Here is a 19,613-nt window from a genome sequence, read left to right on the forward strand (position 1 = left end):
AGTTTTTACATTATAAGGTCTGCAAAACTAATTATTTTTTTCAAATTAACAAATTTTAACTAACCAATTTAAGGTTAATAAAAGGTTAACGGAAACTTTTACTCATATCCACTAGTCGTTTCTTAGTCTTTTCTCTTCATCGTTATAAGCCAGAATAATCTTTCTTACCACCGGATGTCTTACCACGTCTTCTTCCGTAAGATGTACAAATCCGATCTCTTTTACTCCATTTAAAATTCTCATGGCCTCTTTCAGCCCGGACTGCTGGTTTTTAGGAAGATCAATCTGACTAGGATCACCTGTGATAATGAACTTGGCATTCATCCCCATTCTGGTAAGGAACATTTTCATCTGCGCATGAGTGGTATTCTGCGCTTCATCTAGAATCACAAAAGCATCATCCAGCGTACGTCCTCTCATGAAAGCCAATGGAGCTACTTCAATGACTTTCTTTTCCATGAAGCCTTCCAGTTTCTCATGCGGAATCATATCACGAAGCGCATCATATAAAGGCTGTAAATACGGATCAAGCTTTTCTTTAAGATCCCCAGGAAGAAATCCCAGACTTTCTCCCGCTTCTACAGCTGGTCTTGTCAGGATAATTCTTTTTACTTCTTTATCTCTCAAAGCTCTTGCTGCCAATGCTACACTGGTATATGTTTTTCCGGTACCTGCAGGACCAATGGCAAAAACCATGTCCTTTTTGTCCGTTTCTTTTACCAGCTTTTTAAGATTGGTCGTCTTAGCTTTAATTACTTTTCCGTTTACTCCTTTTACAATGATATCCTGGTCAAATATCAGTTGTTTCTCATTTTCATCTTTAATATTCAATATATTTTCAACATCTTTCAGCCCTATTGAATTGTTTTTGGAGATAAAACTGACAATATCATCCAGTTTTTGTTTCAGTATGTCTAAAGCTTCCTGATTTCCCATGGCAAAGATGAAATGATCTCGTCCTGTAATTTTAATGGTTGGAAAGCTTGATTTTATTAAGTTGAAATATTGGTTATTAACTCCATAGAAGATTTTCGCATCGATATCTTCCAAATCATATGTTAATTCAAACATGCAGTATTTTTATTTTTAGATTTTAAAATTAAAGCTTTTTTTCAAATTTATATCAAATTCTTTTCAACAATCTTTCGGGCTTTCTTTTTATTTTAAATAACTTTGCAATACTACACTATTCTATAAATTGCTCATGTCAATTATTACCCTTACTTCGGATTTCGGAAATTTAGATTACAGAGTTGCCGCTGTGAAAGGCAAAATTCTGTCTCTAAACCCTGAGGTTAATATTATTGATATCACCCACGAAATCCAGGCATTCAACCTTATACAAACTTCGTATATTGTAAGAAATGCTTATAAATATTTTCCTAAAGGAAGCATTCACATTCTTTCTGTAGACAGTTTTTACAGCAAATCAAGAAAGAATATCCTCTATAAAGCAGACGGATCATACTTCCTGGCGGCAGACAATGGCCTTTTAAGCCTCATATTTTTTGATATAAAACCGGAAGCCATCTACGAGCTTACGCTGAATAACCGTTTTGATGATGTTATCAACTTCACATCTACGGACATTTTTGTTCCTGCAGCAGTGCATCTCGCCAATGGCGGACTTCCTGAAGTCATAGGAAGAAAAATAAGCACAGCAAAACAGCTGATGTTCCCACGGGCGGTTTATAATGAATCGGAAGGGATGATTATTGGTGAAGTTACTTACATTGATAATTTCGGAAATATAATATCAAATATCAATAAAGATTTTTTTGAAAACATCAGTAAAGGCTACAGCAGTTTTACTATAAAATTCAGAAATTTAAGCCTTTCAAGAATATTTTCAAGCCACACAGAAGTGGTTTCAGACTGGAAACGGGAGACCGAATTCCACGGACAGTCTGCAGCTATCTTCAATGATAGTCAGTTATTGGAGCTTACCATCTACAAAGGAAGTAAGAAAAACGGCGCTAAAAGCCTGTTTGGACTGAATGTAGGTGAAAATATCTATATTGAATTTAGCTAAGATTATATATTTCTTAAAAAAACCGATTTTTTTTATATATTTGTCAAAATCTAAAAATCAAAAATGGCAGAATACAAATTATTGCTTCCTTCCATGGGAGAAGGTGTTATGGAAGCGACAATTATCACTTGGTTATTCAATGAAGGTGATAACGTAAAGGAGGATGACTCCGTAGTAGAAATTGCAACAGATAAAGTAGATTCAGACGTACCGACACCAGTTTCGGGGAAAATTGTAAAAATTTTAAAGCAAAAAGATGAAGTTGCAAAAGTAGGTGAAGCCATTGCTATTTTAGAAATTGAAGGAGAAGGCGCTGCTTCAGAAGAAGTAAAAAATGAAACTCCGGCAGCTACTCCGGATGCTGACACTTTAAAAGCGATTGAAGAGCCTTTACAAACAGTGGCTGCTTCAAACGTAGAATTCTCAGGAGACCTTTATCTGTCTCCACTTGTAAAATCTATCGCACAACAGGAAAATATTTCTGAAACTGAACTGAAATCTATCAAAGGAAGCGGTTTAGAAGGAAGAATTACCAAAGAAGATATATTGGCATATGTTGCTAACAGAGGAAGCAAGCCGGCTCAACAGGCAGCTCCGGTACAGGCTACTTCTGCTCCACAACAAGCAGCATCTGCTCCGGCAGCTACCATTCCGGTAAGTGCAGGTGATGAGATCATTCCAATGGACAGAATGAGAAAGATCATCGCTGAAAACATGGTGAAAGCAAAACAAATTGCTCCACACGTTACTTCTTTCATTGAAACAGACGTTACCAACGTTGTAAAATGGAGAAATAAAAACAAGGCGGTATTCGAAAAACGTGAAGGTGAAAAACTGACGTTCATGCCTATTTTCGTTAAAGCGGTAGTAAAAGCTATTCAGGATTTCCCGATGATCAATGTTTCTATCAATGGTGAGAATATCATCAAAAAGAAAAACATCAACATTGGTATGGCGACTGCCCTTCCGGACGGAAACCTTATTGTTCCTGTCATCAAAAATGCAGATCAGTTATCACTTTCAGGTCTTGCAAAAGCAATCAACGATTTAGCTTACAGAGCAAGAAACAAGAAATTAAGACCGGAAGATACTCAGGGAGCAACGTATACAATTTCTAACGTAGGAAGCTTCGGAAACCTGATGGGAACACCGATTATTCCTCAGCCTCAGGTTGCTATTTTAGCCATTGGAGCCATCGTTAAAAAGCCTGCAGTTCTTGAAACAGCTGACGGAGATGTAATTGCTATCAGAAACTTAATGTTCATGTCTCACTCTTATGACCACAGAGTAGTAGACGGATCTTTAGGTGGAATGATGCTGAAGCACGTTCACGACTACCTTGAAAACTGGGATCTGAACACTGAAATATAAGTAATGAGTAATTGGCAATAAGTAATTTTTGCTGATTGTAAATAGTAAACCTTCGATTCAATCGGAGGTTTTTTTTGGGTTTTTATCAGTTAAACTCAATAAAATATAAAAAGATTAAACAACCTAAAAGACATATTACAAATATTCAAACAAATGACTTTTTTATTATCAAATCACTAATAAAACAAATCTAAATCTATAATATCAGAAGTTATTTGTAAATTAGATTTATTAACATTATTTTTAAGCAAATAAATATTCAATAATGGATCTTGATTACAGAAAGCATGACATGACCAGATTTTCTGATTTCACCGAGGAAGATGAAAAATTAATCACTGAAGTTTATGATCAGCTTTCAGACTCCTATGACATTTCGGTAATTGACATTCAAGATTCTCCTTATGAACAATTCAGTTCTCACGATCTGTATCCGATATTTATCCCGAAGATCTGCTATTCTTTAAAGGATCGCAATAAAGACAACCCTTTCTACCTTTATATTGTCAGTAAAGTCGGTATGGCTTCCAGAGGTGGGCGCCTGGGACGAAAATATGATACGGTACAACTTTGGGGATTAAAAAAACTTGAACAAGATTTTGGGTATATTTCCATTAACAAGAAAAGATTGATGGATAAGATTGCAGGAATCTTCACTAGTTTTAATATCAATTTTAAAGATCATGATTTTAAAGATTTCTATGTTTTAGGAAGTGATCAATATAAAGCCATGAATTTTTTAAACTCAAAGAGAAAAGAAACAATACAATCTTTTCCCAATGAAAACTTTAAACTTGAAGTGAGAAATACTATTTTAAGTTTCGGTTTACCCGAAATACTGACGACAGGAAATGCTGAAATTATTTCAAAGTTCCTAAATGAAATATAAATTCCAGATTTTACCGTAATTTCATCCCTCAAAACCTGCAAATGCTGAAAATTTTCACCCTCATCAAAAGATCCCTCAAAAATTCTTTCGACAATATCCGGAACGAACAGTTGAAGCACAATCTGCTTCAGGCCATTCCCTTTTGGATAGGATCTGTTATTACAGGTTTCTTCGCTGTGATGTATGCACAGGTATTTGCCTGGGGTGAACATCTGATGAATTTTATTTTCGACTGGCACGCATGGATGATTTTCATTATTGCTCCTATAGGATTTGTTCTATCATGGTGGTTGGTGAAAGAATTTGCCCCCAACGCCAAAGGAAGCGGTATTCCACAGGTAATGGCCGCAGTAGAGCTCGCCAATCCGAAAGAACATAGGAAAATCCGGAATCTGTTAAGTATTAAAATTATTTTTTTCAAAATCCTGTCTTCTGTCATTCTTGTCATCGGAGGAGGTGCTGTGGGACGTGAAGGCCCTACCATTCAGATTGCAGGTTCAGTTTTCAGAAAAGTGAACGAGTATCTTCCTGATTGGTGGCCAAAGATTTCCAAGAAAAATATGATTATGACGGGAGCAGCGGCCGGACTTGCTGCAGCGTTCAACACTCCCCTTGGCGGAATTGTTTTCGCTGTGGAAGAATTGTCAAAAACCCATATCAATTACTTTAAAACAGCTTTGTTTACGGCAGTAATTATTGCAGGCTTAACAGCTCAGACATTGGCCGGATCTTATTTATATCTTGGGTATCCGAAAACCAATGATGTTTCTTTAATGGTCATGTTTCCCATTATATTGGTTGCAGCCGCTGCCGGTATTCTGGCAAGCCAGCTATCTGTTATCATGCTTAAAATCAACGGCTGGAAGAAGAAAAAACTGAAAACAGATAAAGCCAATGTGGTCTTTCTGATCATTTGTGCCTTAATTATTGCTTCCATTGCTTATTTTATCAACAGAGAAGTACTGGGTTCAGGAAAAGAAATTATGGAGCGTGTCCTTTTTACCAAAGATAAGCATGAAGACTGGTATGTTCCCATTCTGAGAATGCTGGGTCCTGCCCTTTCCTTTACTTCAGGAGGTGCGGGTGGAATATTTGCTCCGGCTCTTACTGCGGGAGCAAGTATAGGTTCTGTTATTTCAGGAATTATCCATTTAACACCCAACGAAACCAATGTCGTTATTCTGGCAGGAATGGTTGCTTTTCTTACCGGTATTACAAGAGCACCTTTTACTTCAGCCATTATTGTGCTGGAAATGACCGACAGGCATTCTCTGATCTTTCACCTGATGCTGGCGGGAATGGTTTCTTCCATTGCTTCAATCCTGGTAAGCAGACATTCTTTGTACGATGTTTTGAAGGTGAATTTTCTGGCTGAAATCAGATCCAAAAACGAACAGAATCCTGAAACCCATAGCAAAGGTGAATAAATATTCTCAGGAAGTCCTAACTATTTCACCAATCCTCTTGCATATAAGAAATATATTCTATACTTTTGCACCTCGAAATAATTAACAAATTCATTTAACATTATGAACAATTACGAAACTGTTTTCATTTTAACTCCCGTTCTATCTGAGTCACAGGTAGAGGAAGCAGTGAACAAGTATGTAGATCTTATCAAAGAAAAGAACTGCGAAATCGTTGCTAAAGAAAACTGGGGATTAAAAAAATTAGCTTATCCTATCCAATTGAAAAAGAACGGGTTCTATACTCTAATTGAATTCAAAGGAGAAGGTACTGTGGTAGCTGATCTAGAATTAGCATTTAAGCGTGACGAGAGAGTAATCCGTTACCTTACTACAAAACTTGACAAACATGCTGTTGAGTACGCTGTAACTAGAAGAACTAAAGTAAAAGCAGCTAAAGCTTAATTATTAACCCTATTTTTTAAAAAAGACAAGACATGGCAATAGATGAAATGGCTAAACAAGCCTCAGCTGGAGGAGAATCAGAAGTAAAATTCCTTACTCCGCTTGATATCAATACAAAATCTGAAAAGAAATATTGTAGATTCAAAAAATACGGAATTAAGCACGTTGATTACAAAGATGCTGATTTCTTATTACAGTTTGTAAACGAGCAAGGTAAAATTTTACCAAGAAGATACACTGGAACTTCTTTAAAATACCAAAGAAAAGTTTCTGCTGCTATCAAAAGAGCAAGACACCTTGCATTACTACCATACGTAGCTGACTTATTGAAATAAGACAAAAATAAATAAAAGAAGAGGTTTTCCCTCTTCTTTTGTTGCTGAATACATCATTAATTCTAACTTGATTTTAGATACAACCTAAAATCTAAAAAAGGACAACAACAATGGAAATTATCCTAAAAAAAGACGTAGAAAACTTAGGACTTGAGTTTGATACAGTAAACGTAAAGCCAGGTTATGCTAGAAACTTCTTAATTCCTCAAGGAATTGCGCTTTTAGCTACACCTAAAAACAAAGCTGCTTTAGAAGCTACATTAGAAGCTAGAAAAGAAGAAGAAGCTAAATTAATCGCTGCTGCTAACGCTGTAGTTGAGCAATTGAAGAAAACTTCTATCACAATCCCTGCAAAAGTAGGTGCTGGTGACAAATTATTCGGATCTATCAACAATGCTGATCTATCTGCTGCTTTAGAAAAAGCTGGTGTTTCTGTAGAGAAAAAATACATCAAGATTCCTGGTAACACAATCAAGAGAACTGGTAAATTCGCAGCTCTTATCAGACTTCACAGAAATGTTGAGTACAACTACGAGTTTGACATCGTATCTGATGCTCCGGTTGAAGCAGCTCCTAAAAAAGAAGAAGCTAAAACTGAAGAAGCTTAATAAGCAACTGAGAATTTCTCACAATACAAGACCACTTCAATTTATTGAGGTGGTTTTTTGTTTGTGTGATATGGGATGTATAGATTCTTAACTACCCCGTCTTTTTGCTTTGCAAAAATCCACCCCTTCAGAGAAGGGGAATGTAGGAAATCTTAACTGTTATTACTCGTTAAATTAGTTTTTTTAAACATTACACGTAAGAACAGCCAAGAAAATCTAATCCAGCATTATAAACCCTGCTACCTCGTAACCCGAATGACGAAACTCAAACTCTCAAACTCTCAAACCCTCCCACTCACTACTTATCCCCTCTCAATTTATGCTGATATTCCGTTGGAGCCATTCCGATTACCTTTTTGAAGATATTACTGAAAGACGAGAGACTGTTGTATCCTACCATCATAGCAATTTCATACATATTGTATTTTCCTTCAAGCATCAGTTCAAGAGAACGGGTAATTCTCAAAGCTCTTAGAAAACGAATGTAATTCATGCCCAGAATCTCTTTAAATTTCCTTGAAAGGGTTCTTGTGCTCATTCCGAATTCTTTTGCTGTAGATTCAATCGTAAGGGGCTTCTCAAGGTTTGCATGAATATATCTTGCAATCTTCAGCAGTGTTTCATCTTTTGGAAAAGGATGCTGAATCGGAAATGCCAGATGTTTATGTTTCTTTTCCTGTAAAACTCCTTTGAGAGCTTTGAGAAAATAATATTTTGAGGTATCATTTTTTGTGATTTTCCCATCCCAGTCTTTAGTATAAAAAATCATTTCCCGGAGGAGATTATTGACAGAATAAATATTGATTTCATCAAAAAAGCCACTTTCATTTTCTTCCTTTTTAAAATAAAAGTTATACAAATCAACCTTTGGACTGGTAGAAAAAATATAATGCGGTGTCCCGGCAGGAATCCACATAAAGCATCTGGCAGGAAGATACCAGTGTTTCTGATCTGTGAAAACATGTACGATACCGCCTTCTGCATAGACTAACTGTGCTGAACTGTGATAATGAATCTCCGTGGTGACATTTCCTGTGAGGACATGATAGATGTAGAATTCGGCATCATCTTCTTCTACCGCTTTAAAATGGCTGTTGTTCATAGGATAAAGGTATGAAGAATTTTCAAATTGGCGTAAATGAGCAAATCTTTTTCTGTTTTCACAAATCGGGTACTATGCTTGTCGTCGTAACTTTGCTGCATCAAAATCATTTTAGCAAAAATACTTTAATTAATTTATGAATATCATATTTAACGCATGCCGGTATATGTGCATTGCGTTGTGCTTATTATTGAGCAGTTTTTTACATTCACAGATGATAGATTACCAGAACCTCGGCTTACAGCAAGCTATAGAGATTGGTTTGAAAAACAACAAAAACATACAGATCAGTCATCTGAAACAGGAAATGTCCGTGACCAAAGAGAAAGATCTCAAAATGGAGAAACTTCCGGACATTGAATTTCATACAAGCTATAATCAGGTAACCAACCTGTTCCAGCATCAGAATGGCGTATTTAATAAAGCCACCAAGTATGATGTAATCAATGGAATGTATGACTTTACATTGTCTGCTTCCATCCCGGTTTACATGGGCGGAAAAATCAAGAATACAGAGAGAAAAGCGGCTATTGATACGGAAATTTCTACTTTAAAAACGCATCTGGACGAGAGACAGCTGAAAATGGAAATCATTACCGCTTTTCTACAGATCCATCACTTAAAAGAGCAACAGAGCCTTATTAATGATAAGATGAAGGAGGATTCCGTAAACATCAGGCAGGTGAAAGCTTTGAAAGCTAATGGGGTTGTAACGGTAAATGAAGTATTAAGAACTTCGCTGCAGTTGTCCAATCATACCATGAGCTGGACGGAACTCGATAACGATATCCAGATTGCAGAGCACAAGCTGAAAACGATTCTTGCCCTTCCAGAAAATCAGGAAATGCACGTGAATACGGAAGATCTTATTTCGGACAATGCTGCCATTCCTTATGTTGATGAGCTTACAGAAACCGCTTTAAACAAGAATGAATCTGTTGAAATCACCCATAAGAATCTTTCTCTGAAGGAGCTGGATCAAAAAATCACCAAAGCAAATTATTTGCCTAAAGTTATGGCTGGCGGAGAATATTTTTTAAAGTATCCGAATATGATGTTCTTTCCGCCGGAACCTTATGCTTACCGCCTCGGGATGATAGGAGTAAATCTTACCTATCCTATTGAAAGCCTGTATAAAAATAAATATAAAATGCAGGAAGCAAGAGAAAACATTGATCTTGCCAAGCTTCAGATTGAAGAAAACGAAGAAAAAATCAGACATCAGGTGTACGAAGCTTACAAAAAGTTTGAAGAAACCAACCAGAAGGTAAAAATTGCTGAAGAAGCAATTAATCAGGCAAAAGAAAACTATCGTATTGTAAGAACAAAATACGCGAACAAACTAAGTCTTATCACTGAACTGATAGACGCAGACAATACTTATCTGGAAGCTGAATCTAATCTTATTTCCGTAAAAATTAACAGACAACTTAAATATTACCAACTCCAATATACGATTGGAAACTTATAAAAACTATGGCACAGAAACAACTGACACAAAAGGAAAAAAGAATCAACAAGTCCATTACTTTACTGGCCTGGATTCTGATCATCAGCGGAATCACGGGAATGATCAGCTTTTATCTTTTTTCGAGAAAGAATGTGACAACGAATGATGCGCAGATTGAGCAATATATTACGCCTGTATCCAGTAAGGTGTCAGGTTTCATTAAAACGATAAAGTTTAACGAAAATCAGTTTGTGCATAAAGGGGACACCTTAATTGTTATTGACAACAGAGAGTTTGTGAATCAGGTACACATGGCTGAAGCTAATCTTCATGCTAATGCTGCCACCATCAGCACCATTGAAAGCGGTGTCAGCACCAAAGAAAGTGACACGAAAATCATTGATGCTAAAATTGCTTCCGCCAGAATTGATATCTGGAGAACGGAACAGGATTTTAAAAGATATAAAAACCTGTTGGCAGAAGATGCCGCTACAGAACAGGAATTTGAAAATGTAAAAGCTTCTTATGAACAGTCAAAAGCCAATCTTTTAGCGCTGGAACAGCAGAAAAATGCAGTAAGAGCCGGAGCCAGTGAACAGCAGACCAAAGTTGCTCCCGTAAAAAGCCAGATCCAGCAGAGTTCTGCCAGTCTTAACAATGCGAAGCTTTATCTGTCTTATACGGTAATTACTGCTCCTTATGACGGATGGGTTGGAAAAAAGACTATTCAGGAAGGACAGTTGATTAAAGAAGGCCAGGCTTTGGTGCAGATAGTCAGCAAAGAAAAATGGATCATCGCCAATTATAAAGAAACACAGCTGGGACAGATTGATCAGAGCAAGGAAGTAATTATTACTGCGGATGCTTATCCCGATGTTGAGTTTAAAGGAAGAATACTTTCCGTTTCTCCTGCATCAGGGTCCCAATTTTCTTTGGTAAAACCTGACAATGCCACCGGAAATTTCGTAAAAATAGAACAGCGATTTCCTGTTAAAATTATTCTTGACAACAATAAAGACAATGAAAAGCTGCTTTCCGGAATGAATGTTCTGGTGAGCGCGAAGAAGATTTAAGTTTGAAAGTGGCAGTGTTTGAGAGTATTAGAGGATAAAATATTCTGTTTTAATTTAATTTTCAAATTCTCCCATTTTCAAATTTTCAAATTAGAATATTTTTTTTAGCGAAAAGGCAAACGGCAACATAGCAAATCTGCAAATTTTTTCTTTACGCATATTTGCCGTTTTACCTTTTACTTTTACACCCTTTTGTCCTTTGTCTTTTCGCATTTTTAAATCCGGTTCAATGACAAATTTGTTCATTTGACCTCTCCTTTTTCTGAGCTTAATGCTTACAAATTATGCAACATAATACAGTTTATCATAAATGGGTACCACAATGGCTGAAACTGCCTCTTCTTATACTGGCATTGTTTCCCCACCTGATGTTGTTGTCGCTTTTACATTCGAACAGCGCCTTCACATCTTCTTTTATGGATGTAGATTCAGATGACATCCAGTATTTAATGATTTTGATGTACGGGACATTTGTGGTTACCCTTTTAGTATTACAGAGGTTTATGGCGTATTTCAGCGTGAAATATTATGTTCTGCTGATGGCATCAATTTCGGTAATTATTCTTTACATTTTATCAGTCACTAATGATTATCATGTTATTTTGGTCATCCGGTTTTTAGAAGGAATCTTCGGTTTGCTGGAAGGTGCCATTTTTCTGCCTTTAATTATTGCTGAATTAAAAACAAAGCATGCGAAAGTTTTAGCATATCTTTTTATGTATACCATTATGCTGACCGGAGGAACTATTACGACTTCCCTGCTAAAATCAAGTATTGAAGATTATGATTTCCAGCATATGGTTCTGATGATGGTTTATTTCCATGTATTTGTGCTGATCATCGGTATTGCTCTCTTCAACAGAAACAGATTCTTTCCCAAGAAACCTTTATATCAGTTGGATATTACAAGCTGGTTTTTGCTTTGGGTATGTCTGCAGGCCGGCGGTTATGCCATTATTTATGGAAAGAGACTGATGTGGTTCGAATCTGATACCATTATCATGTGTCTGTTTATATTCCTTCTTTCCGGAGGTTTATTTATGCTTAAGCAAAGAAATTCTAAGAGACCGTTGTTCCATTTTGAAGTTTTCAGTTCCAAAAATGTGATTGCAGGAATGATTCTGTTTTTCATATTTTATCTGATCCGCTCCGGACTGAATAATGTCTACAGTATCATGGCTACCGTATGGAAATGGCCCTGGGATTATATTGTAAACATCCAGTACTGGAATGTGGCTGGAACTCTTTTGGGTATTTTATTATCCGGAATCTGTTTGGTCCGGGGAATTTCCTCAAGGATTGTTTTCTTTACAGGATTTCTGCTGTTAGCCATAGATTGCGCGTGGTTTACCTACACTTTTTATCCCGATACTACCCTTTCCACGATCTGTCCACCCTTATTCCTGCAGGGAGTTGCTCAGGGATTATTATTTACGCCGCTTGTTTTCTTTTTAATTTCAGGAACACCGGAAGAATATGTTGCCAATGCCACGGCGTTAGGAACAACAACCCGTTTCTGGACAACCGCTATCGGTTATGCTTTGATGCAGAATCTGATGTTATTTTTAACCTTAAAACATTCCGACACTCTTAGCGCTAATCTCACAGATACGAATCCTGTCTTCTATAATCAGTGGAATCAAATCTTTGGAGCCAATATTTCCAAACTATCGGTTAATGATTCTTTAACTATGACAGCAGGAGCTTTTAAAGCTAAAATTACAGCACAGTCCATTCTCCTTTCCAATATGGAAATTTTTACCGGACTTTTCTGGCTTGCATTCATTACTGCTCTTTGTTTGTTGATTTATCATCCGGTAAAAATAGCAGTGCGAAATATAATGTAAAGGAAGAAAGCTGGAGAAGAAAGCTTAAATAGCAAGTAAATTTGATTAAGGTAATTTCCTTATTTTTTAACGCCAGGAATACGCTAAGGAAATATAAAATGATATGAATACTTTCCATCCGAAAAGGCATTTCATTCAGCTACGCCCATAATGAATTAACTCTGCTAAGTGTCGACGCCTTTGTGAACAGAATTTCTCATTTTTCAGTCAAATCTTACATTTAAATTAAGTAATAGCTAAAGGGCTCTTTAACTAAAGCTATAATAAAGTTCTCAATAAACAAACAGTATTTCTCAAATTTCAAAAAAAGTTTTCTGTTCCAACTGTTATCTTCAATTTTCTATCTCCATTTCTCATCCACTTTGGCCGGTTTATTGTTCGTATTTTTCCAGCAGCAAATATTGCTTAAACCAATACGTTTAATACAAAAGCTTACCAATGGAAATTGAAAGTATTTTACTGAAACAAAGAGATTTTTTCACAACACAGCAAACCAAAAACCTTGCTTTCCGGAAAATGTATCTTGAAAAGCTTAAAAATCTTATTATTGCTAATCAAGATATGCTGTGTGAAGCGATTCATAATGATTTTGGGAAATCAAAATTTGATACCTTCACCACAGAACTTTCTTTCATTCTGAATGATATTAATTACTATATCAAAAACTTAAAATCACTTTCAAAACCTAAAAAAGTAAGCACCAACCTTGTCAATCAGCTCGGAAACAGTAAAGTTTATGCTGATCCGCTTGGCTGTGTACTCGTGATCGGGGCCTGGAATTATCCTTACCAGCTGTCACTTTCTCCTATTATTGCGGCAATGGCTGCCGGAAACTGTTGTATTCTTAAGCCCAGCGAAATAGCAGAAAATACCATGAAAACTATGGCATCTATTATCAATGAAAACTTTCCACCAGAATATCTTTATGTGTATGAAGGAGGAATTGAAGAAACAACAGCTCTTTTAAGATTAAAATTTGACAAAATATTTTTTACGGGAAGTACAAAGGTTGGAAAGATTGTTTATAAAGCGGCCGCAGAACATTTAACTCCTGTAACGCTGGAACTGGGTGGAAAATCTCCGGCAATTGTCACTAAAAATGCCAATCTCGAAGTGTCTGCCAAAAGAATTGTGTGGGGAAAATTCCTCAATGCAGGACAAACCTGTGTAGCTCCCGATTATCTGTTGGTGGAAGAAACTATTCAGGAACAGTTTCTGGAAATGTTGAGAAAATACATCAAAGAATTCAAATATAGTCAGGATTCTGAACAATACACAAGAATTATCAACCAAAGGAATTTCCAGCGCCTTATCCACCTTATCAATAAAGAAAAAATCTACTCGGGAGGAAGTTTTGATGAGGAAAAACTCTATATCGAACCCACTATTCTGAATCATATAGACTGGAATGATGACATTATGCAGGAAGAAATTTTCGGTCCGTTGTTGCCTGTCATCAGTTTTAAAAATTACAATGCTGCACTAAACTCCATTTCAGAACTTGAAAAACCGCTGGCAGCTTATCTTTTTACCAATGATTCGGAAGAAAAAGAAAACTTTACCCGAAAACTGTCGTTCGGAGGAGGCTGTATCAATGATACTGTGATGCATTTAAGCAATGATCATCTTCCGTTTGGAGGAGTGGGAAGCTCCGGTATGGGAAATTACCATGGGAAATATGGTTTCGAAACCTTTTCTCACGCAAAATCAATTCTTGAAAAAGCGACATGGGGTGAACCGAATATCAAATATCCACCTTATTCTGAGAAAAAATTAAGCTGGATCAAAAAATTAATGTAACACTGAAGTCCCTATTTACAGATTACACTCATTGTATGGTAATTATATAAATCAACTCAATAGAAATAAAAAACTGCCTCATTGCTGAAGCAGTTTTTATATTTTATCCTTTTTTAGGAGCCCAGGTTGTAAAGAATTCTTTCACTTTTTCTTTACTATATCCTTTCCCTTCTTCTAAAACATCACTTTGCTGAACTTTGATCATTTTCCCATCTTTATCTAAAACAATAAAAACCGGATAACCAAATTTATCCCCTGGATTGCCATATTGGGCAAAAACCTTTTCATTCTTGTTATCAGGAGAAAAGTTTAAATGATAGTAGACATAGTTCTTATCTACAATTTCCTTCAGTTCAGGGGTAGTCTGAACGTAATTATTAAAACGAAGACACCAGATACACCAGTTTCCACCAGCCTGGATCATTACATTCTTGCCTTCTTTCTTAGCCTGAGCAACGAGTTTATTAATATCTGCCTGGGCATCAGCTTTTGGGTCATAAGGTTTAGGAAGCTTCGCTTTTTCTTCAGCGGCCTTTTTCTGAGCTTCTAATTTAGCCTGCTCTGCAGGCACTATAAGAGCTGTTTTTTGTTTTCCTTTATCGGGCGAATTCTTTACATCTTGCGAAAAAGCGAAAACACTTAATCCCAAGGAAGCGAATATTATCAATTTTTTCATAATATAAAAGTAAAAAAAATAACATATATCCCTCTGCAAAAATAGAACCATAATTTTATTATCACTAAATTTGCGTGTTTTATGAATTTTCTAATCAAAATATTAACTCTGATCTCTAAGCTTCCGCTTAAAATATTGTATATTTTTTCGGACGTTATCTTTTTCCTGAATTATTATATTGTAGGATACAGGAAAGAGGTTATCACTCAAAACCTTAGAAAGTCTTTCCCTGAAAAATCCGAAGAGGAAATAAAAGAAATCCGAAAGAAATTCTACCTTAATTTTTCAGATTATCTGGTAGAAACCATTAAATCTTTCACTATTTCAGAGACAGAATCCCGGGTGAGAATGCAGCATATCAATCAGCATTTATTTCACGAAGCTAAAGAAGAAGGTAAAAATATTATCCTTTTGGCAGGGCACGTTTTCAATTGGGAATGGATCAATGCACTGGCAAAAATTATCCCTCAGGCACATTGCCACCCCGTATACAGAAAGGTAAACAGTGATTTCTGGGAAAATCAGATGAAGAAAGTCCGAAACAAATTTGGAAACGAAGCACTGGAAGCCAATGAAGTTATTCTGAATATTTTCAGATCTAAAAATAACGGAGATTCAGCTTATATGTTTGTAGCTGATCAAACGCCTCACCACGCTCATGTCACTTACGGACTGGAATTTTTGAATCAGCGTACTCCTGCTTTCATAGGCTATGACAGGCTTGCTACAAGGATGGATCTTGTTTTCATCTATTGTGAGATGAAAAAGGTAAAACGCGGTTATTATCAGGTTAATTATCACAGAATATATCCGGATGGTGACAAGTTTACAGAAAATGAAGTAGTGAGAAAATTCCATAAATTATTGGAGAATACTTTACACAAATATCCTGACAACTACCTTTGGTCACACAGAAAATGGAAATATCAGGACTCTATCAAAAATTTTGATTCCGAAAAAAAATAGGTTGACATGCAGAAAAAACTGGCAGTTGCCATCTTAAACTGGAATGGCAGGAATTGGCTTGAGAAATTTCTTCCGGGTGTAGTACAATTTTCTCAGAATGCGGATATTTATGTAATAGACAATCTTTCTACGGATGATTCCATTGAGTTTCTGCAGAAGAATTTCCCTACAGTCCATATTATTAAAAATGATCGGAACTATGGGTTCGCAGGGGGCTATAATGAAGGATTAAAATCCATTCAACATGAATATTACTGCCTTCTTAATTCTGACGTAGAAGTTACAGAAAACTGGATAGAACCTGTATTGGAATTGCTGGAAAACAACGCTGATATATCTGCAGTACAACCAAAAATTTTGTCTTATCACAACAGAAGTTATTTCGAATTTGCCGGTGCTGCGGGTGGTTTGATTGATAATCTCGGATATCCATATTGCAGGGGAAGAGTTTTTGATAATCTCGAAGAAGATAAAGGTCAGTATAATGACGAAACAGAAATCTTCTGGGCATCAGGATGCTGTTTTTTCATTCGTGCAAAAGACTTCTGGGAACAGGGTGGTTTTGATGCCAGATTTTTCGCTCATCAGGAGGAGATTGATCTTTGCTGGAGACTTATTAATTCAGGAAAAAAGATTTATTATACCGGAAAATCCAAAGTTTATCATGTAGGGGGCGGAACGCTCAATAAACAGAGTGCACAGAAGACTTATTTAAATATGAGAAATAATCTTTCTATGATGCTTAAGAATCTTCCTTTTCCTCAATTGATCCGGGTAATTTTTTTCAGATTATGTCTGGATGGTGTTGCAGGAATTTATTTTGGCTTAAAGCAAGGTTTTCCGCATTTGTGGGCTGTTCTGAGAGCTCATTTTGGATTTTATGCTCAGCTTCCCGGAACATGGAAACTTCGCCAGAAACATCAGAAACATCATTTTTATCAATCTAAATGGCTGATTTTTAAACATTTTTTGGGCGGAAAGTGATAGGTGGCAGATGACAGGTTATAGGTTGCAGGGATTAGGGATTAGGGATTAGGGATTAGTTGAAAATTACGACTTTATTTATAGAGTAAAATTTATAACTTCAATTAGCCTAAGTTCAACACTTTAAACTTTAAACTTTAACCTCCAACATTAAACTTTAAACCAGAGAACCAGTAATATAAACAACCAAGGAACTATCAACAACTTATAATTTTTAAAACAATGGATTTCTGTGCAATAGATTTTGAAACGGCTACCCACGAGAAAAGTTCAGCTTGTGAGATGGGAATTTGCGTGGTACAGGATTCTCAAATTGTGGAAACAAAAACCTGGCTGATTAAACCACCAAGTTTTCCTTATTTCAGTAAATTTAATATTGCAGTTCATGGGATTCAACCGGAAGATGTGAAGGATGCACCTACTTTTGATGAAATATGGTATGAAGCGCAGGACATGATGTACGGCAGTCTTATGATCGCTCATAATGCAGGATTTGATGCTTCTGTTTTAAGAGGTTGTCTGCAGCATTATGGGATGTTTACTCCCCAACTCAACTATCTGTGCAGCATACAGCTTGCAAAGAAGTCATGGAACTACCTTCCAAAGTATGGTTTGAAACCATTGGCGGAATACCATAAAATTGATTTTACCCACCACAGAGCAGGAGCTGATGCTGAAGTATGTGCCAAGATTTCTTTACTGGCATTTGAAAAACTCTTCCTCACCAGTAATGATGAAGTAAATGATTATATGAAAGCAAAAATTAAAAGGCTTTAGTAATTCTACAAACAAATCAAACCCGGGTTCTTTTTATCTGTGAAAACCTGTACATTTTACAGGACATCAATTATTAATTACTCAACACTTCAGACAACAGATTAAATTTTGGAATATCAACTTCAAAAGTTTCCTGTGTCTCCATGTTTTTAACCAGGTATTTTCCGCTCATATTACCTACTCCGGAACGAAGCATAACATTGGAAAAATAAGCAAAATTTTCACTGGTTCCTATCTCGGGAGTCAATCCGATCACCCCGTCGCCTATAATTTCTGTGTATCCGAATCCGACATCAAAAATCAACCATTTTCTTTTCAATACTTTGATAGGAAAGCTTCCGTCATTTTCTATCGTGATATTGTATTTAAAAACGTAACGGTTTTCGGAAGGATAACTGTTTTTACTATCATATTCAGGTATAACTGAAACTTTGATATTGGAAGTCATTTTTGAAAACATCATTGTAGCATTTTCTTAATAAATACAAAAATCTCGCCTTTTTTAAGGCGAGATTGTATATTATGTTATAATTTTATTAAAAACTATAATCCAAGGCCTTTTCTTTCGTCACCACCCATTAAAATTTCAACAGGGTTGTCGATACCTTCTTTTACCGCAACAAGGAATCCTACAGATTCTTTACCATCGATAATTCTGTGGTCATAAGACATAGCTACATACATCATTGGTCTGATTACTACCTGTCCGTCAACAGCTACCGGTCTCTGGATGATGTTGTGCATTCCTAAGATTGCAGATTGTGGAGGGTTGATGATTGGTGTAGACATCATTGATCCGAAAGTACCACCGTTTGTAATAGTGAAAGTACCACCAGTCATTTCGTCAACAGTAATTTTACCGTCTCTTACTTTTACAGCAAGATCTTTAATGTTTGCTTCAACCCCTGCAAAAGACATATTTTCAGCGTTTCTCAATACCGGAACCATTAATCCTTTAGGACCTGAAACGGCAATTGAAATATCGCAGAAATCATAATTTACTTTGAAATCTCCGTCAATAGATGCGTTAACATCCGGATACATTTGTAATGCTCTTGTTACTGCTTTTGTAAAGAAAGACATGAAACCAAGTCCTACTCCGTGTTTTTGAGCAAATTCTTCTTTATATTGTTTTCTTAATCTGAAGATTTCAGACATATCCACTTCGTTGAAAGTCGTCAACATTGCTGTTTCGTTCTTCACAGAAACCAATCTCTGAGCGATTTTTCTTCTTAAAACTGAAAGTTTAGTGGTAGTAGTAGTTCTTGCACCTGTAGCAGTCATAGGGCTTCCTCCTAATGCAGGAACTGCCGCTAATTCAGCATCAGTTTTAGTGATTCTTCCGTCTCTTCCTGTTCCTGAAACCTGAGCAGCATCCATTCCTTTTTCGTCAAGGATTTTCTTAGCAGCCGGAGATGGAGCTCCTGTTGCATAAGTTTGTGGAGCAGCTACCGGAGCAGCTGGTTTTGGAGCTTCTTGTTTAGCAGGTTCAGCAGCTTTCGGAGCTTCTTCCTGTTTTGGAGCTTCAGCAGCAGGTGCAGCACCTTCTGGTTTTTTAGCATCCATATCAATTAAACAAACTACCTGACCTACTTGTACTACATCACCTTCTTCTGCTTTTAAAGTGATAATTCCACTTTGTTCTGCAGGCAATTCAAGAGTTGCTTTATCTGAATCCACTTCGGCGATAGGTTGATCTTTTTCTACATAATCACCATCTTTTACAAGCCAAGTTGCAATTTCAACTTCTGTAATTGATTCGCCCGGTGAAGGAACTTTCATTTCTAAAACTGACATATCGAGTATTTTTTATTTTTTAATTGATTATTATT

The 19,613-nt window shown here is 36.5% G+C and carries 20 protein-coding genes; 14 read left to right on the top strand and 6 right to left on the bottom strand.

The window, feature by feature from the left end; all coding sequences use genetic code 11:
• Positions 1–111 precede the first annotated feature (111 nt).
• On the bottom strand, positions 112–1,071 hold the full coding sequence (locus tag FB551_RS07850; RefSeq protein WP_142016544.1) for a PhoH family protein: 960 nt from the start codon (positions 1,069–1,071) through the stop codon (positions 112–114).
• A gap of 133 nt (positions 1,072–1,204) precedes the next feature.
• Here FB551_RS07850 and FB551_RS07855 point away from each other — a divergent pair, with 133 nt between their 5' ends.
• The 7 genes from FB551_RS07855 (at position 1,205) to rplI (ending at position 7,106) form a co-directional block, all read left to right on the top strand.
• Entirely contained in the window at positions 1,205–2,032 is an 828-nt protein-coding gene (locus FB551_RS07855) for an SAM hydrolase/SAM-dependent halogenase family protein (RefSeq protein WP_047429800.1), read from the top strand.
• A gap of 63 nt (positions 2,033–2,095) precedes the next feature.
• On the top strand, positions 2,096–3,403 hold the full coding sequence (locus tag FB551_RS07860; RefSeq protein WP_142016547.1) for a dihydrolipoamide acetyltransferase family protein: 1,308 nt from the start codon (positions 2,096–2,098) through the stop codon (positions 3,401–3,403).
• A 265-nt stretch (positions 3,404–3,668) separates the two neighbouring features.
• The gene (locus FB551_RS07865; RefSeq protein ID WP_047429795.1) at positions 3,669–4,292 is read left to right on the top strand and encodes a hypothetical protein; all 624 of its coding nucleotides are present in this window, start codon (positions 3,669–3,671) and stop codon (positions 4,290–4,292) included.
• A 41-nt stretch (positions 4,293–4,333) separates the two neighbouring features.
• Positions 4,334–5,719 (top strand): chloride channel protein, encoded by a 1,386-nt coding sequence (locus tag FB551_RS07870; protein WP_142016550.1) that lies wholly within the window; start codon positions 4,334–4,336, stop codon positions 5,717–5,719.
• Positions 5,720–5,821: 102 nt separating this feature from the next.
• On the top strand, positions 5,822–6,163 hold the full coding sequence (gene rpsF, locus FB551_RS07875; protein WP_047429790.1) for a 30S ribosomal protein S6: 342 nt from the start codon (positions 5,822–5,824) through the stop codon (positions 6,161–6,163).
• A gap of 32 nt (positions 6,164–6,195) precedes the next feature.
• Positions 6,196–6,498: a 30S ribosomal protein S18 gene (rpsR, locus tag FB551_RS07880; protein WP_002979091.1), complete on the top strand. Its 303-nt coding sequence runs from the start codon at positions 6,196–6,198 to the stop codon at positions 6,496–6,498.
• A 110-nt stretch (positions 6,499–6,608) separates the two neighbouring features.
• Positions 6,609–7,106, top strand: a complete 498-nt coding sequence (rplI, locus tag FB551_RS07885; RefSeq protein ID WP_047429787.1) for a 50S ribosomal protein L9 — start codon at positions 6,609–6,611, stop codon at positions 7,104–7,106.
• A 298-nt stretch (positions 7,107–7,404) separates the two neighbouring features.
• Here the strand turns inward: rplI and FB551_RS07890 are convergent, their stop codons facing one another.
• Positions 7,405–8,208, bottom strand: a complete 804-nt coding sequence (locus tag FB551_RS07890) for a helix-turn-helix domain-containing protein (protein ID WP_142016553.1) — start codon at positions 8,206–8,208, stop codon at positions 7,405–7,407.
• A gap of 214 nt (positions 8,209–8,422) precedes the next feature.
• On the opposite strand from FB551_RS07890, the gene FB551_RS07895 reads away from it, so the two are divergent.
• The gene (locus FB551_RS07895) at positions 8,423–9,679 is read left to right on the top strand and encodes a TolC family protein (RefSeq protein ID WP_142018089.1); all 1,257 of its coding nucleotides are present in this window, start codon (positions 8,423–8,425) and stop codon (positions 9,677–9,679) included.
• Positions 9,680–9,684: 5 nt separating this feature from the next.
• Positions 9,685–10,731, top strand: a complete 1,047-nt coding sequence (locus tag FB551_RS07900) for an HlyD family secretion protein (RefSeq protein ID WP_142016557.1) — start codon at positions 9,685–9,687, stop codon at positions 10,729–10,731.
• 90 nt (positions 10,732–10,821) lie between these two features.
• Here FB551_RS07900 and FB551_RS23220 read toward each other — a convergent pair whose 3' ends face one another.
• A complete protein-coding gene (locus FB551_RS23220; protein WP_167497829.1) occupies positions 10,822–10,977 on the bottom strand; it encodes a hypothetical protein in 156 nt (51 codons plus the stop codon).
• A 38-nt stretch (positions 10,978–11,015) separates the two neighbouring features.
• Here FB551_RS23220 and FB551_RS07905 point away from each other — a divergent pair, with 38 nt between their 5' ends.
• Positions 11,016–12,578 carry an MFS transporter gene (locus FB551_RS07905; protein ID WP_142016560.1) on the top strand — a complete coding sequence of 521 codons (1,563 nt, stop codon included), beginning with the start codon at positions 11,016–11,018 and terminating at the stop codon, positions 12,576–12,578.
• A gap of 438 nt (positions 12,579–13,016) precedes the next feature.
• Positions 13,017–14,378 (top strand): aldehyde dehydrogenase, encoded by a 1,362-nt coding sequence (locus FB551_RS07910; protein WP_142016562.1) that lies wholly within the window; start codon positions 13,017–13,019, stop codon positions 14,376–14,378.
• A 103-nt stretch (positions 14,379–14,481) separates the two neighbouring features.
• Here the strand turns inward: FB551_RS07910 and FB551_RS07915 are convergent, their stop codons facing one another.
• The gene (locus FB551_RS07915) at positions 14,482–15,054 is read right to left on the bottom strand and encodes a thioredoxin family protein (RefSeq protein ID WP_079241880.1); all 573 of its coding nucleotides are present in this window, start codon (positions 15,052–15,054) and stop codon (positions 14,482–14,484) included.
• A gap of 81 nt (positions 15,055–15,135) precedes the next feature.
• On the opposite strand from FB551_RS07915, the gene FB551_RS07920 reads away from it, so the two are divergent.
• The 3 genes from FB551_RS07920 (at position 15,136) to FB551_RS07930 (ending at position 17,781) form a co-directional block, all read left to right on the top strand.
• The gene (locus FB551_RS07920; protein WP_142016564.1) at positions 15,136–16,020 is read left to right on the top strand and encodes a lysophospholipid acyltransferase family protein; all 885 of its coding nucleotides are present in this window, start codon (positions 15,136–15,138) and stop codon (positions 16,018–16,020) included.
• Positions 16,021–16,026: 6 nt separating this feature from the next.
• Complete coding sequence (locus FB551_RS07925) at positions 16,027–17,004, top strand: glycosyltransferase family 2 protein (RefSeq protein WP_142016567.1); 978 nt, start codon at positions 16,027–16,029, stop codon at positions 17,002–17,004.
• Between the two features lie 222 nt (positions 17,005–17,226).
• Entirely contained in the window at positions 17,227–17,781 is a 555-nt protein-coding gene (locus FB551_RS07930) for a 3'-5' exonuclease (protein ID WP_142016570.1), read from the top strand.
• A 73-nt stretch (positions 17,782–17,854) separates the two neighbouring features.
• Here FB551_RS07930 and apaG read toward each other — a convergent pair whose 3' ends face one another.
• The gene (gene apaG, locus FB551_RS07935; protein WP_047429760.1) at positions 17,855–18,244 is read right to left on the bottom strand and encodes a Co2+/Mg2+ efflux protein ApaG; all 390 of its coding nucleotides are present in this window, start codon (positions 18,242–18,244) and stop codon (positions 17,855–17,857) included.
• An 80-nt stretch (positions 18,245–18,324) separates the two neighbouring features.
• A complete protein-coding gene (gene odhB, locus FB551_RS07940; RefSeq protein WP_142016573.1) occupies positions 18,325–19,578 on the bottom strand; it encodes a 2-oxoglutarate dehydrogenase complex dihydrolipoyllysine-residue succinyltransferase in 1,254 nt (417 codons plus the stop codon).
• Positions 19,579–19,613: the final 35 nt, after the last annotated feature.

It is taken from the genome of Chryseobacterium aquifrigidense, from assembly GCF_006716485.1.
Classification (GTDB): domain Bacteria; phylum Bacteroidota; class Bacteroidia; order Flavobacteriales; family Weeksellaceae; genus Chryseobacterium; species Chryseobacterium vietnamense.

Coding starts and splice junctions, on each gene's coding strand:
- FB551_RS07915 (WP_079241880.1), bottom strand. CDS start 15,054: ATGAAAAAATTGATAATATTCGCTTCCTTGGGATTAAGTGTTTTCGCT.
- FB551_RS07895 (WP_142018089.1), top strand. CDS start 8,423: ATGATAGATTACCAGAACCTCGGCTTACAGCAAGCTATAGAGATTGGT.
- FB551_RS07920 (WP_142016564.1), top strand. CDS start 15,136: ATGAATTTTCTAATCAAAATATTAACTCTGATCTCTAAGCTTCCGCTT.
- FB551_RS07870 (WP_142016550.1), top strand. CDS start 4,334: ATGCTGAAAATTTTCACCCTCATCAAAAGATCCCTCAAAAATTCTTTC.
- FB551_RS23220 (WP_167497829.1), bottom strand. CDS start 10,977: ATGAACAAATTTGTCATTGAACCGGATTTAAAAATGCGAAAAGACAAA.
- FB551_RS07855 (WP_047429800.1), top strand. CDS start 1,205: ATGTCAATTATTACCCTTACTTCGGATTTCGGAAATTTAGATTACAGA.
- FB551_RS07860 (WP_142016547.1), top strand. CDS start 2,096: ATGGCAGAATACAAATTATTGCTTCCTTCCATGGGAGAAGGTGTTATG.
- FB551_RS07900 (WP_142016557.1), top strand. CDS start 9,685: ATGGCACAGAAACAACTGACACAAAAGGAAAAAAGAATCAACAAGTCC.
- FB551_RS07905 (WP_142016560.1), top strand. CDS start 11,016: ATGCAACATAATACAGTTTATCATAAATGGGTACCACAATGGCTGAAA.
- rpsR (WP_002979091.1), top strand. CDS start 6,196: ATGGCAATAGATGAAATGGCTAAACAAGCCTCAGCTGGAGGAGAATCA.
- FB551_RS07910 (WP_142016562.1), top strand. CDS start 13,017: ATGGAAATTGAAAGTATTTTACTGAAACAAAGAGATTTTTTCACAACA.
- odhB (WP_142016573.1), bottom strand. CDS start 19,578: ATGTCAGTTTTAGAAATGAAAGTTCCTTCACCGGGCGAATCAATTACA.
- FB551_RS07850 (WP_142016544.1), bottom strand. CDS start 1,071: ATGTTTGAATTAACATATGATTTGGAAGATATCGATGCGAAAATCTTC.
- apaG (WP_047429760.1), bottom strand. CDS start 18,244: ATGATGTTTTCAAAAATGACTTCCAATATCAAAGTTTCAGTTATACCT.
- rplI (WP_047429787.1), top strand. CDS start 6,609: ATGGAAATTATCCTAAAAAAAGACGTAGAAAACTTAGGACTTGAGTTT.
- FB551_RS07890 (WP_142016553.1), bottom strand. CDS start 8,208: ATGAACAACAGCCATTTTAAAGCGGTAGAAGAAGATGATGCCGAATTC.
- FB551_RS07865 (WP_047429795.1), top strand. CDS start 3,669: ATGGATCTTGATTACAGAAAGCATGACATGACCAGATTTTCTGATTTC.
- FB551_RS07925 (WP_142016567.1), top strand. CDS start 16,027: ATGCAGAAAAAACTGGCAGTTGCCATCTTAAACTGGAATGGCAGGAAT.
- rpsF (WP_047429790.1), top strand. CDS start 5,822: ATGAACAATTACGAAACTGTTTTCATTTTAACTCCCGTTCTATCTGAG.
- FB551_RS07930 (WP_142016570.1), top strand. CDS start 17,227: ATGGATTTCTGTGCAATAGATTTTGAAACGGCTACCCACGAGAAAAGT.